The following is a 13,723-nucleotide window of genomic DNA, read 5'->3' on the forward strand; positions in this document are numbered from 1 at the left end:
CCTAACCCACCGCATCATTCCTGAAACCATCCAAGTGAATATGCACCGCACATAAACGTAAATACAACACGTTGCGGTATATCCAATATTCTTACAATATCCAGTGCGGTCATCTGATGACCACTCCATACATCACTAATTTCGTAACAATCAGGGACGGCCTGAAATGTTTCAAAATCAGGCTGCACTGTTAATTGCATTAACTTCTCTGGGTCCATTCCATTTAATAGTCGCCCTCTAGATGTCCAAAGGGCAACTTTCCAAATAAGTGACTCAATATTCTCTGCTAGGTGTTTTGTTTTATCTTCTAGCTTGAAATCACCTTTTGGTTCAATCTCCAACTCTCCATACCCAAATCGGGTTAAGGCGAGTTGATTTAAAAAATCATCACTGAAGGTTGTGTAAAATAAACGTTGATCAGGGAAAACAAACATCTGACCCGGCAACCCAGTAATCTCGACAGGTTGATCGAGTTTAACAGCTAGGTCAACAGCTTCTGTCATTTTAACCAGTAAGGAACCTTCAGGGTTAAAGAAGATACTGCGACGCTCATCTGAACGTGATAAATCAACATCTGCTGCGTTACCGCAGCACTGTAAAATCTGCTCATTAGTTAAAGTAGGGGCAGGCTTAACACTGTTATCTTGAAGCGTTTTCTCTGCTTTTTCTGCACGTTTTGCTAACTGTTCTTTCTTCTTCTGATTATTGAGAAGTTTCTGTTTAAGCTTTTTAGCTTTTTGAGCAGCAAGCTTTTTCTTTTGCTCTTCTTTTAAACGCTTCTCTTCTTCTAGTTTTTTCTTCTTCAGAAGGAGTAATTTTTTAGCCTTTTTCTTAGCTAAGATAGCTTCATGCTTGGCTTTTTCAGCTTCAAGCTCTAGCTTCAATTGCTCTTCTTGTTCGCGAACATCAGCTTCAACCTGCTGTACTAAACGATCTGATGCACTAACAACTAGCTTGCCTTTAATTAGCTTTTGCTTAAGCGCTTCGCCTTGTCTTTTACGTGCATAATCCCGACTTCGGTAAAAATCGAGATCATCCGGATTAATCTCTTTTTTTACAGGCTGAGCAATATCCATTTCGGTTTCAGGAAAAGTTACTTCGAAACCTCTGACAATGGATAAAAGATCTTGGGCAGTATGTGGTTTTTTGAGAAGTGTAAAACCGTCCCAAGCAATATCTCTAATACTAATAACTACACGACATTCGGCCGCATATTTATCAATCAGAGATTTACTGAGTAGATTATCTTCTTCACCCTGATCGCCATTAACAACAAGAATCTGTGCGGCACTAGCGGTTACGAGCTCACAGTCAACTTCTGAAGAGAAGCAATATTCAAGCATTGCCTGATTGGGTCCAGTAAAACCAATCAACGCAATTTTACGAACATTTTTTAGTTGACCACGTTTCTTCAAGCTCATTAGCTTCTACTACCTACCCTATCTCATCCATGCAGGCTAGCTGGCTGGAATCTTCCATTAATAAGAACAGAATGCTCTGTAGAAAGCTCAGACAGCGCTGATAGATCGTCTTCTTCGATAGCTCGCTGAATAACATTACGAACTTTTGGCTTCATAACCTTTCGAGCCTGCTCAAAGAGACGTTGACGTAATTTTGGTCCTTTCTTACCTAGCACAAGCAAAAAATCGGCAAAAGCACCTTCAAGCGCATCACTGTCGTAACAAGCTATCGAAAGATAGATACGCTTTGTATGTAGGCGTAGCTCATCCGGCTCTGCTGCAACCATTCGTGTAAAATGGTACAGAATTCTACGACCCTGATGCCCACGATAAATAAGATACCTAGGGTGTTGCGCATCGAAAGCTGCTTGAATGCGTCCTGTATTAGGACTATCAAAATCGGCATTCAATTCCCAGTCAGCTAACGCATCCCAAATTAAAGAACTCACAAAATGCTCCTGCTTTTATTATTGATACACCCAGTGAATAAGCCTTTTCAAAATATGAACTTGTTCAGGATGGTTCTTTAGTTATTGGTAATATTCCAAACAGGTGTTTGTTTTATATCTCGACCGACGCAAGAATACAAATTTATCAATAAATTAATGCACTAATTAACAGTTTTCCTTGTCAAAAGTACAACCTTATCTAAGTTCACGGCAGATTAATTTTTTTCTTTAATATCAACCTAGTAAGAATAGCTCAATTTTTAGACATAGAAATAAGTTTAACAGATAGTCCTTGCTAGATCGTTGCAATGGACACCCAATGTAGATTGATATCAATCTGTCACTAATAATAAGAAAGCCCCGCAATAGCGAGGCTTTGATTACTTATCTAATAAAACCGTTTATTTATCCAACAAAGCTTGTACCCATTCGTTTTCTTTATGACCAAACCAACTTTCAAGAATATTCAAGTCTTGATCGAAGTAGACCCATGTAGGCGTACCTTGAAAATCATTATTCAGGAATGTCCTACCCATTTTACTCATAGGTACAAGACGTTGAGATAAATGGTTCTTAATAGCTTGCTTAACAACCTCAGACAAACGCTCCTCATCAAACACATCTATGATCGTCCCTGATAGCTTACCGGCCGATTCTGCAGGCATAAACCAATCCATAACTACGGGCAGATCAAATTTGTAAGGTAACTTTTGCTGACCTATTTGTGCAAAATAGCGTTTAGAATGGAGTGTCAGGTCGCCCTGTTCTAATAATGCTTTGGTCGTTTTAGCATTGTTCAAATTGAAGTTTTCAAAAGCGGTAGAAAGCGCAAAGCAGTTCAATTGTTCATTTGCTTCGCTAATTTTACTCAACATGGGTAAAGCGCGAGACAAACAACCAGGACAATTTACTTGGAACACCAGCATTAAGTTTCGCTCTGAGAGCACTACAGAACCTTGGATAGCTTCACCCAACTGAAGATCTAACTGCATTACGCAATCCCTTTATTGCTCAGTAAGTGCAGCTACAGCCTCATCAATACTAAGCGGCTTATAAAAATAGAAACCCTGAAAGGTTGAGACACGCATTGCTCTTATCAGTTCAACTTGCTCTTCAGTTTCGACCCCCTCCACCACCAGCTCTTTACGCAATTTACGCCCTATATCGACCATGCCTTGCAATACCACACGCGCATCCTTTTGATCTGCAACACACTGAACAAAGCTTCTATCAATTTTAATGACATCAAGAGGCAGCCTTAATAGATAACTAAGTGATGAAAAACCTGCGCCAAAGTCATCTAAGCATATTGAGAAACCTATAGACTTAAGGGCATTAAGGTGTTTGATTGCAGCATCACTTCGAATCAGTGCATTTTCAGTGATCTCTAACTGCAACAAGGAGAGGTCAGGCTTCAGCTCTTCTGTTAGCCTTGCAATTTCACTAATAAATTCATTATGGTGTAGTGAATTGGCTGAAACATTAATCGATATCGGCACATTGATCTGGGGATTCTGCTTTAGAATTGCACAAGACTCTTCAAACACGTACAGATCAATATCAAAGAACAAACCGGATTGTTCAATAACGGGGATGAACGCATTTGGGGGCACGATGCCTTTGACTGGATGCTGCCACCTTATCAATGCTTCGTATCCATTTACCTTTTCCGTGACGGCATTAACTTTGGGTTGCAACACCAAAAAAAACTCACGATTCACTAAAGCGTTACGAATATCGTTTAGAAGATTAAGGTGATTTCTTGATACTTCTTCATATTGACGGTCAAATTCCTGCCCCGCACCCCGACGGTTTTCTTTCGCAACCTTTAAAGCCACTTCAGCTTGTCTTAACATCTGCTCGGTGGTCTCATGCGAGAAATTATCCGCAAGCTCACTGGAACTACCGACGGTGACTCCCAATCTAATTGAATTACCATCAACAAAGAGTGGCTTTGCACATTCTCTAGCTACATCGTTAGCATCAAGGTCTGTATCTACCATTAATATGGCAAAAACATCTGTATGCAAACGTGCTAGCAAGACCTTATCGCCATAAATCCTCTTCAGGCTTCCTCCCATCTCAGCAAGCACTTTGTTTCCGTAGTCATAACCTAACGATTCAATAATATTATGAAAATAGTCGAGATCAGCCAGATAGAGGGTGGAACGATCTCCACTTGATCTTACAAACGAAACCGATTTTTCAATTAATCCTAGACGACTATGTAGACCCGTTAAGGAATCAAAATATGCAGCCTTATTTAGATGGGAAAAGAATTTGGCATTTTCTAGCCCTAGCCCCACATTCATACAGAATACTTGTAACAGCTCTTCATCGACATTTTTAAGGTCTCTAGCACCTTCTAGCATAATCACCCCTTCCCACATGGATGGAGTGGAAAGGTAAAGCCCTGTATATCGCTCACCTATACTATGCTGCTTATGCTCTAAAACATCCCGTACCAGCTCGCTCAAGCCGTCAGTGTTTAGTTGTTCAAGTTTTCGACCAAAGAAGTGATCATATTTATTTGAAGCAGCTACAACGAAATATTCATCCTCTAGTCCTTTCCTTAAAGCTAGAGGGCCATTGTGAGGCCTTTGTGAAACACAAAATATTCCGTCTGCATCGATATTGAAAAGCGCACTTATCTGCAGAAGCACACCTCTTGCAAAATCGTTAACTGAACGCTCTTTTAATAAATCTGAGGAAGCATCGATAATAGACCTCAACCCGAGCTTACTATTTTCTAATGCACAGAGATGCTGATAGGAACGAATAGCAGTAGCAAGCGCGGTAAATAAACGTGATTTTGTTAGCTCATTTTTGGTTTTGTAGGCATTGATCTCGTATCGTTCGATAATTTCATTCTCGGGTGCATAACCTGGCTGACCTGTACGGAGAATGATTTGAAGATTATGGCGTTGAAGTTTTTCACGGATCTGCTCAGCCAGAATCAACCCAGCATCTGGACTTTCCATGACCACATCTAATAACACTACAGCGATATCTTCATGCTCTTCTATGAGCTTATACCCCTCCTCGCCGCTATAAGCATGAACAAAACTTAAAGGATGACCCAGTACGTCGGTTCTAGACAGAGCCAGCGTTGTAACTTGATGCACTGAATCTTCATCGTCAATGATCGCTATTTTCCATGCCTCACGATCATCCTCTATTTTAGGTTCATTCGAATCATCTATGATATTTAACAGCACATCACTCATTGTCATTATCCTGTTTCGGAGCTACCAGAGGTAACACAACTTCAAACTCAGTACCCACTTTGCTCGTCACGTTAATAGACCCACCTAAAACACTTGTGACAATGTTATGCACAATATTCAGTCCTAAACCCGAACCACCCTGCCCTAATTTAGTCGTATAAAAAGGGTCAAAAATACGATTTATTTTCGACTCATCTATTCCGGCACCATTATCAATAAAGTAAATTTTCACACTGTCATTAAGGCGCGTGAATCTAATATTGATTTCGCCTTCTTCACGCCCATCAAAACCATGCATGATAGAATTATTAAAGAGGTTAGTTACGACTTGCCCAAACGGTCCAGGGTAACTATCCATCATCAACTCATCATCGCCTTCAACTCTATATTTGAAGCTTGTTCCTTTTAACTGATGGCGCACAGTCATCATTACTTCATCAATAACTTCCTTCAAAGCGAATTCTCGACGGCTGGAACTAGACTGATCAGTTGCCACTTGCTTGAAGTTTTGAATAAGATGGCTCGCTTTGTCTAAGGAACTCTCCATAACTGAAAAGGATTCAGCTGCCTCTCGCTCGAATTGATCCAAGAATGACTGCTTGAGCTCACCCGCTTTAATAGAGCGCATAAGCTCATCAATATTTTCTTTTAGATGACTAGACATTGTGACGGACACACCAATTGGTGTATTAATTTCGTGAGATACACCCGCGACCAAGGAACCCAATGAAGCCAGCTTTTCACTAGCAATGAGCTTATCCTGAGCCTGCTCAAGATTTTCAAGCGCACTAGAAAGCTTATCTCGCTCTCCCTTAAGATTGGCTTGCATCTTCTCATCAGCTAATCGAAGTTCATCAAGCTCCGTTAACTCAGACTGAAACTGCCTCAAACTATTGATGATGTCGCCAATTTCATCATTACGATTACTTTCAGCGATCTCAAAATCTCTCTCACCACCTCTTAGTTTATTAATGGATTCAGATATCGCTGTCATAGGCGCAAAAATAGACCGCTTCGTGTAGGTTACAATCGCGACTAAAAGTGCGACACCGCCAACGAGTGTAAATATCAGGAGATAGTTAACCTTATTTGATAGGTCAACCAGATCATTCATACTATTTTCAACTCGGCGCCTAGCATGGGAAGACATTCCTTCCAGAAGCTCTTCCAACTCGCCAAATGCGTTATGCTCTATATCTTCAATAGCCGCTAATGCGTCAATTCTGTTTCTAGCTGCATAGATCTCGAAAACTTCGGCCCCACCACTTTTAAGCTCATTAAACAACCGCTCTACTTCAGCTATGCGGACTAATTCATGAGGTTTTTTCTCTAAAGGCTTTAGGCTAGCAAGGAAGGATTCGAATTGAAGAGCGTTACCAAAGAAACTCTTACGGGCATTTTGATCTCCTAATACAAACCTATCTAAGTCGGCAAGCATATCCCCGGCCTCATCAACAAGCTCTAGGTAATATCGCACAGAAGGCAAATCATCATTAATAATCTGATCTAAATCGTTAGAAGAGCCAACGTCTGCAATCTCCTCTTCTTTCATATCGTCGAGAAGATTTTCGAGCGGACCACCGACCTCCCGGATAAGCCGGTTAATACTTCGAGTAGCTTGCTCCTCAAGAATGGGATCAAATCGACTAAAGACCCTTTTTTCAGCGTTCTCATTAGCCGTGGAAATTAAACGATCGACAGTGATCATTTTCTTATAGGCATCACTAATGGGGGGTATTTCCTTTCGATATTGGTCAAACTCTTCTTTATTCGCAAAATATTCTTGCTTCTCTTCAGACTCACCCAACACATACTCAAGCAGATTAGAATTCATATCTCCTAATTCATCTTGCATAGCTTGAGTATAGAGTGCGACAGGCATATCCCTTGTTGTTACCTCTTCACTGGACTCACTCACCTTGAGACCAACAACAATCTGTACAACAACAAAGACAGCAAAAACAACTGACACAGCTAATAAGCTGAGGTTAATACGGGTAAGAATAGAACTTCGCTTCATAGCCTCCCCCCACTGAAAGTATTCTCAGTATAGGATGCGTATTTCGAGACTGCAGAGACTAATACGAATTTTTAGATTAATTAGATCCTAAAACGAAAAAAGCCTGCTTAGCAGGCTTTAAAGAATGATGAACAAACGCTCAAAGTTATAAATCAGGCAGATCATAATGAGATAAAAGCTCATCGATCTCACTTTTATTACCACATTCCTGTACTTGCCTAACTACATCTGGAGTTAGATGGGGCGCAAAACGCTGAATAAAGTCAAACATGTACCCACGCAAAAAAGTACCTTTTCTGAAACCAATCTTAGTCGTACTCGGTTCAAACAAGTGACTTGCATCTAAACGAACCAAATCACTATCTTGCCGCTCATCAAAAGCCATTGAGGCAATAATACCTACACCCAAGCCAAGACGAACATAAGTTTTGATCACATCAGAATCTACAGCAGTGAAAACAACTTTTGGTTCCAACCCTTCTTTGATGAAGGCGTCATCTAATTTTGACCGACCTGTAAATCCGAATACGTATGTAACGATCGGCTGTTCGGCTAAATCAGCTAGCGTTAACTTAGAAACTTGAGTTAATGGATGACCTTTAGGAACAACTACAGAACGGTTCCAGCGATAACAGGGCATCATGATCAGATCACTGAAATGCGCCATCGCTTCAGTCGCTATCGCAAAATCAACTGAACCATCAGCAGCCATCTCAGAGATCTGCATTGGCGTACCTTGATGCATATGAAGCGATACCTCAGGGTATTCCTTCATAAAACCGGTAATTGTAGGCGGCAGTGCATATCGAGCCTGAGTATGAGTAGTTGCAACATCCAAACTGCCTTTACGCTCATCACTAAACTCTTGAGCAACCTGCTTGATACTTTCAACTTTCTGCAGAATTTCTCCTGCAACAGACAGAATAGCCTGACCTGCTGGTGTGACACGGGTAAGATGCTTACCACTACGGGCAAACACCTCAACCCCTAACTCATCTTCGAGCAATCTGATTTGCTTACTAATGCCAGGCTGTGATGTATATAGGCTTTGAGCTGTGGCAGAGACATTAAGGTCATGTCTTGCAACTTCCCAGATATAACGCAGCTGCTGCAATTTCATCAAACACTCCAGATAAACTCAGTAGATATGTAATTGTTTAGTAATAAAAAACAACTCTAATATAACAGTTTAGAATAAAATCTATCCTAATGCATCTAAGTTATAAAGGAATTATAGGCGGCTATTTAAACGCCTAATTTCTTCATCTTGAGTTATTATTTTTTTCTCTAAACTAGATATCTTGGCTAGCGCTCTTACTAGCTCTTCTTCTTTATCTTTGTATTGATTTCTGACACTAGATTCACGACGTGATTGCTCATTAGCAATAGCCACTTGTTTCTGCCTAGCCTTTCTCAATTCTTCATCAAGCTCTTTAATTTTGCTTTCTAACCGTTTGTTTTTATTGGTTTCAGATAAAAGCTGGGTATTGATTTTAGATAGATCTCTATTCTGGCCACTACTATCTTGCTTGATCTTTTTGAGTTCGTCTTCGAGGCTTTTTATTTGTGTTTTCTGCGTGTCATGTTTTACATCTTTACGCGCTAGTTCGGCCTGTAAATCATGAATAGACTTAGTTAAAGCCGATTCTTTTTTGCCTACTTCATCACGCAACTTTTCTAATGCGCCTCGGTAGTAACGGACATCAGCATCGGCTTTGCTAACCGCATCAAGCGTATGCCTTTGCTCATCTTTAATACGCTGATCAAATGTACGTTTACTATCATCGTGAGTTTTTCGTAGATGCGTAAGCTCTTGCTCAACGTTAGATTTTGCCTGCTCTTCTTGCTTACGCTGAGATGTTTCCGCCATCAAGTTAGATTTCAAAACTTCAATCTCAGCTTCAAGCCCTTTAATCTGAGAGTGAATCTCTTCATTTCGGCTAATTTGATTACGAAGTTTGTCTTCTAATTCTATAAGTTGGCCACGAGATGCTTGGAGAGATTCATCTGCTTCACGACGGACAACATCAATTCCAACCTCTTGGCGATGCTTCTCTTCGATAAACTTGCTACTCGCCTCTTGAACAGCCTGCTGCCAGACACGCGCAAACGCTTGCCCCAAAACTTCCGGTACGTCCGGAACAACGATAGACGATGCGGAAACAGATAACCTTTCTGGCACCAACTCCCACCAACTATCAAAATACCCTTCAATCTCTGCTGGCTGGTGACCAAGAGACTCTGCAACAACTGATAATGTTGGCTGAACACCCGCCATTAATAATCGATCAGCAGTCGCATAAGTTTTATCTTTTAATTCCATATCACTCATTCAGAGAAACCTACTTACAATTAATACTTTTAAAACGTTTTACGGCTTTTTGTAACTGCATATCTAATGGTGCTTTGACTATCTTTCGCCCACCAGAAGGTAATGGGAAACGTAATTCTGCTGCATGAAGAAACAGACGTTTAAATCCATGCTCTCGCATTGCAGCATTATCTTCATCTGGCGTGTACTTTTCATCCCCGACAATAGGATGGCCAGCAAATTGGCAGTGAACCCTGATTTGATGTGTACGACCAGTAATCGGTCTAGCCTCAACCAAGGTAGCTTGGCGACCAAAACGCTCAAGGACTTTGTATTCAGTTAACGAAGCCTTACCGTCTGCTGCAACTTTGACAACACGTTCCCCAGATTTAAGCTCGTTCTTACGTAAAGGCGCATCGATTTTACGCTTTCGCTCATTCCAACTACCAATGACTAACGCGTGATAGATTTTAGTGATAGTGCTTTTCTGCAAAGATTCATGCATCAATTTCAGTGCACTACGCTTTTTAGCCATCATGATACAACCTGATGTATCGCGATCTAAGCGATGGACTAATTCTAGAAACTTGCACTGCGGGCGCATCTGACGAAACGACTCAATCAAACCTAAACTAATACCACTGCCTCCATGCACAGCGATACCAGAAGGCTTATTTACGACAATAATGTCGTTATCTTCGTAAAGGATAGACGCTTCTAATTTTTCACTGAGCTGATCACTAACTTTAGCTGGCTCTTTTTTGTCGGCTAAACGTACGGGCGGGATTCGAACTAAATCATTTAGCTTTAGACGATACTCCGGCTTTACGCGTTTTTTATTTACTCTAACCTCGCCTTTTCGAAGGATTCGGTAAACAAGGCTTTTAGGTGCGCCTTTAAGAGCAGTGATTAAAAAATTATCGATCCTCTGCCCATCATTATTTTCAGTTATTTCTACGAAACGAACCTTGCTTGCTTCTTGACTGTTTTGCTGTGACATATTTGATATGAAAACCGATTACCGAATTGATGCACTAGTTGATAGCTGCTATATTCTAGCGCTGCTGCAGTCTGTTGGCTTTATCTTTTTTCACAGGTGCCGTAATACAGACCAAATATCACAGTGAAATACACTGTAGATGCCGTCAGCAACAAAGAATTTAATTAAAAAGCTTTTCACCCAGCCGAGTATGACCGGTTGGAGGTAGAGACGTACTTTAGCCAGGAACCTGCTTTTTTATAAAGCAGTAACAATTAGCTAGAAGAATAAATAGGCTACTGATTCCTCTACCGTGGACGATTGATACGCCGATTGCGTATTAATAAAAATTACCATCAGATTAGATGGCTTTAATCCCTGCGCACTATATTGCTGCAGGCTTGGCTATTACAGCCGCCCGACCCAAAATTGATCGGGTAAATGCCTTATATACTGCATGTGAGTCCAAAAGACGGGTACCCTCTGGGCACTCTGGCTTGGCGAAAAGCGTTCTATTAAGAGAACGTCATGAAAAGAATGCTTATCAACGCAACTCAACCTGAAGAGTTGCGTGTAGCGCTGGTTGATGGCCAGCGTCTATATGATCTGGATATTGAATCCGGCTCAAGAGAACAGAAAAAAGCCAATATTTATAAAGGCAAAATCACCCGCATCGAGCCAAGCCTAGAAGCTGCGTTCGTAGATTACGGTGCTGAACGCCACGGCTTCCTTCCGCTTAAAGAAATTTCTCGCGAATACTTTATCAAGCCACCTACTCGTGGCTCACGCCCAAACATTAAAGAAGTGCTGAAAGAAGGCACTGAAGTTATTGTTCAGGTTGATAAAGAAGAGCGCGGCAATAAAGGTGCTGCACTAACCACCTTCATTAGCCTTGCCGGTCGCTACCTTGTGCTTATGCCAAATAACCCTCGTGCAGGCGGCATCTCCCGCCGCATCGAAGGCGAAGAACGCACACAATTAAAAGAAGCACTTTCCGGCGTTAATGTTCCTAAACAGATGGGCATTATCGTTCGTACAGCAGGCGTTGGCCGCACAAGCGAAGAGCTTCAGTGGGACTTTGAATACCTTCAAACACTATGGACTGCTATTAAGCAAGCCTCTGAAGAAAAGCCTGCTCCATTCCTAATCTATCAGGAAAGCAACGTAGTAATCCGTGCCGTTCGAGATTACCTACGCTCAGATATCGGCGAAGTTTTAATCGACGACCCACAAGTTTTCGAAGATGCTAAAAACTTCGTTAAGCAGGTAATGCCTACTTACGAAAACAAAATTAAGCATTACTCTGAACAAACACCATTGTTCAATCGCTTCCAGATTGAGACTCAGATTGAAACTGCATTCCAACGCGAAGTAACACTTCCGTCAGGCGGCTCAATCGTAATTGATCCTACAGAAGCACTTGTTTCGATCGACATCAACTCCGCGCGAGCGACGCGTGGTGGCGATATTGAAGAAACAGCACTTCACACAAACCTTGAAGCAGCTGACGAAATCGCACGCCAATTACGCCTGCGTGATATCGGCGGCTTGGTTGTTATCGATTTCATCGACATGACACCAATCAAGAACCAACGTGAAGTAGAAAATCGCCTGAGAGATGCGCTCAAACTTGATCGCGCTCGTGTACAAATGGGGCGAATCTCTCGTTTCGGCCTACTTGAGATGTCTCGTCAACGCTTACGCCCTTCTCTTGCAGAAACACGCGGCGTTGTATGCCCACGCTGTAACGGCCAAGGCACAATCCGTGACACCGAGTCTCTTGCACTATCCATTCTTCGTCTTATCGAGGAGGAATCTGGCAAAGACCGTACAGCTCAGATTCGTGCAATCTTGCCAGTTACTGTAGCGACATATCTACTCAACGAAAAACGTCACGCTGTTCACGATATAGAACTTCGCCAAGATGTACGTGTTGTCATCGTTCCAAACCCGAACATGGAAACACCGCACTACGAAGTAGTTCGGTTACGTGACGATCACACGGTTGCGACAACAAATGATGCAAGCTACACAATGCAGCCAGAGCCAGAAGAAGCCGAGTCACTTGAAGCCGCAGCCACCTCTCAGGCTAGCGCTCCTCGCGAACAAGCAGCTGTGCGCAGCGTTGCTCCTAAAACACCTGCACCTGAAGCAGCTACAGAAGCACCTAAAGCAGCAACACCTGCCCCAGCACCAGTTAAAAACAATGAGTCCTTAGGCAGCCGCGTAGTTGGCATGTTCAAAAGCCTGTTTGGTGGCAGTAGCTCCGAAACCACTGAAGAAAAAGAACAGCCAAGCGAAGAAAAGAGCACTTCACACCCTAAACGTAAGCGTAATGATCGCAACGAATCAGGCCGCAAGCGTCGCCGTCGTGACAATGATCGTAAGCGCACCCCTAAGCAGAACGATGAGATCATTACCGTACAACCTGAGCCTGATCAGCCTCTAAACCAAAACGAAGATAAGCCAAAACGTCGTCGCCGTAAACGCAAAGGCGAAAACGAACCGGCAGAATCTAAAAGCAAACAGGATCTGAGCAACACAGATTCTCAGAATACTGAAGAGCAAGAAGAAGCACCACGCAATCCACGTCGCCGTGGCCGTCGTCGTCGCACCACTGAACGCTCGGCCAAACGCACTAATAACGTTGCAACAGAAGTTGAAACTAAAGATACAGCACCAACTGCTGAAGCTACTATTGAAGATACAAAAGCCTCAAATACGGTAAGCGAAAGCTCAGAAGCTAAAGCACCTGAAGCAACAGCTGACACAACGCCAGCTGAAATTGCAGAAGCAACTGAAACTGTAGAAGCTACCGAAACAGCAGAAGCGACTGAAATTACAGAAGCAACTGAAACTACAGAGGCGACTGAAACTACAGAAGCGACTAAAACTACAGAAGCGACTGAAACTGCAGAAGCAACTGAAACTACAGAGGCGACTGAAACTACAGAAGCAACTGAAACTGCAGAAGCTACTGAAACTACAGAGGCGACTGAAACTACAGAGGCGACTGAAACTACAGAAGCAACTGAAACTGCAGAAGCTACTGAAACTACAGAGGCGACTGAAACTACAGAGGCGACTGAAACTGCAGAAGCGACTGAAACTTCAGAAGCAACTGAAACTGTAGCCGTAACAGCAGAGCCAGAAGCCAATCAAAGACCTGTTCGCAAACGTCGTACTCGTCGTGCACCAAACGATCCTCGTGAAGTTCGCAAACGCCAAAACGTAGAATCAGAGTCAACTGAGAAATAATGTAGATACAAATAAAAAA

The 13,723-nt window shown here is 42.2% G+C and carries 9 protein-coding genes; 1 reads left to right on the forward strand and 8 read right to left on the reverse strand.

Features of this window, described 5'->3' with window-relative positions:
• Positions 1 to 14 precede the first annotated feature (14 nt).
• The 8 genes from ACMXYW_RS08675 to rluC form a co-directional block, all read right to left on the reverse strand.
• Positions 15 to 1,421: a hypothetical protein gene (locus ACMXYW_RS08675; protein ID WP_415903733.1), complete on the reverse strand. Its 1,407-nt coding sequence runs from the start codon at positions 1,419 to 1,421 to the stop codon at positions 15 to 17.
• 23 nt (positions 1,422 to 1,444) lie between these two features.
• Positions 1,445 to 1,909 (reverse strand): hypothetical protein, encoded by a 465-nt coding sequence (locus tag ACMXYW_RS08680; protein WP_415891345.1) that lies wholly within the window; start codon positions 1,907 to 1,909, stop codon positions 1,445 to 1,447.
• A 401-nt stretch (positions 1,910 to 2,310) separates the two neighbouring features.
• Positions 2,311 to 2,901, reverse strand: a complete 591-nt coding sequence (locus tag ACMXYW_RS08685; RefSeq protein WP_415903734.1) for a hypothetical protein — start codon at positions 2,899 to 2,901, stop codon at positions 2,311 to 2,313.
• Positions 2,902 to 2,913: 12 nt separating this feature from the next.
• Entirely contained in the window at positions 2,914 to 5,136 is a 2,223-nt protein-coding gene (locus ACMXYW_RS08690) for an EAL domain-containing protein (protein ID WP_415903735.1), read from the reverse strand.
• Positions 5,129 to 7,156 carry an ATP-binding protein gene (locus ACMXYW_RS08695; RefSeq protein ID WP_415903736.1) on the reverse strand — a complete coding sequence of 676 codons (2,028 nt, stop codon included), beginning with the start codon at positions 7,154 to 7,156 and terminating at the stop codon, positions 5,129 to 5,131. The genes ACMXYW_RS08690 and ACMXYW_RS08695 overlap by 8 nt, the downstream gene beginning before the upstream one ends.
• 145 nt (positions 7,157 to 7,301) lie before the next feature.
• Positions 7,302 to 8,276 carry an HTH-type transcriptional regulator CysB gene (gene cysB / locus ACMXYW_RS08700; RefSeq protein WP_415884522.1) on the reverse strand — a complete coding sequence of 325 codons (975 nt, stop codon included), beginning with the start codon at positions 8,274 to 8,276 and terminating at the stop codon, positions 7,302 to 7,304.
• Positions 8,277 to 8,387: 111 nt separating this feature from the next.
• A complete protein-coding gene (locus ACMXYW_RS08705; RefSeq protein WP_415903737.1) occupies positions 8,388 to 9,488 on the reverse strand; it encodes a DNA-binding protein in 1,101 nt (366 codons plus the stop codon).
• A 10-nt stretch (positions 9,489 to 9,498) separates the two neighbouring features.
• Positions 9,499 to 10,467, reverse strand: coding sequence for a 23S rRNA pseudouridine(955/2504/2580) synthase RluC (gene rluC, locus ACMXYW_RS08710; protein ID WP_415903738.1), 969 nt, complete (start codon positions 10,465 to 10,467; stop codon positions 9,499 to 9,501).
• A gap of 507 nt (positions 10,468 to 10,974) precedes the next feature.
• Here rluC and rne point away from each other — a divergent pair.
• A complete protein-coding gene (gene rne, locus ACMXYW_RS08715) occupies positions 10,975 to 13,704 on the forward strand; it encodes a ribonuclease E (protein WP_415903739.1) in 2,730 nt (909 codons plus the stop codon).
• Positions 13,705 to 13,723: the final 19 nt, after the last annotated feature.

This window comes from Neptuniibacter sp. QD48_55 (genome assembly GCF_047778115.1).
GTDB lineage: Bacteria > Pseudomonadota > Gammaproteobacteria > Pseudomonadales > Balneatricaceae > Neptuniibacter.

Coding starts and splice junctions, on each gene's coding strand:
- ACMXYW_RS08705 (WP_415903737.1), bottom strand. CDS start 9,488: ATGAGTGATATGGAATTAAAAGATAAAACTTATGCGACTGCTGATCGA.
- ACMXYW_RS08695 (WP_415903736.1), bottom strand. CDS start 7,156: ATGAAGCGAAGTTCTATTCTTACCCGTATTAACCTCAGCTTATTAGCT.
- ACMXYW_RS08690 (WP_415903735.1), bottom strand. CDS start 5,136: ATGAGTGATGTGCTGTTAAATATCATAGATGATTCGAATGAACCTAAA.
- ACMXYW_RS08675 (WP_415903733.1), bottom strand. CDS start 1,421: ATGAGCTTGAAGAAACGTGGTCAACTAAAAAATGTTCGTAAAATTGCG.
- rne (WP_415903739.1), top strand. CDS start 10,975: ATGAAAAGAATGCTTATCAACGCAACTCAACCTGAAGAGTTGCGTGTA.
- ACMXYW_RS08685 (WP_415903734.1), bottom strand. CDS start 2,901: ATGCAGTTAGATCTTCAGTTGGGTGAAGCTATCCAAGGTTCTGTAGTG.
- cysB (WP_415884522.1), bottom strand. CDS start 8,276: ATGAAATTGCAGCAGCTGCGTTATATCTGGGAAGTTGCAAGACATGAC.
- rluC (WP_415903738.1), bottom strand. CDS start 10,467: ATGTCACAGCAAAACAGTCAAGAAGCAAGCAAGGTTCGTTTCGTAGAA.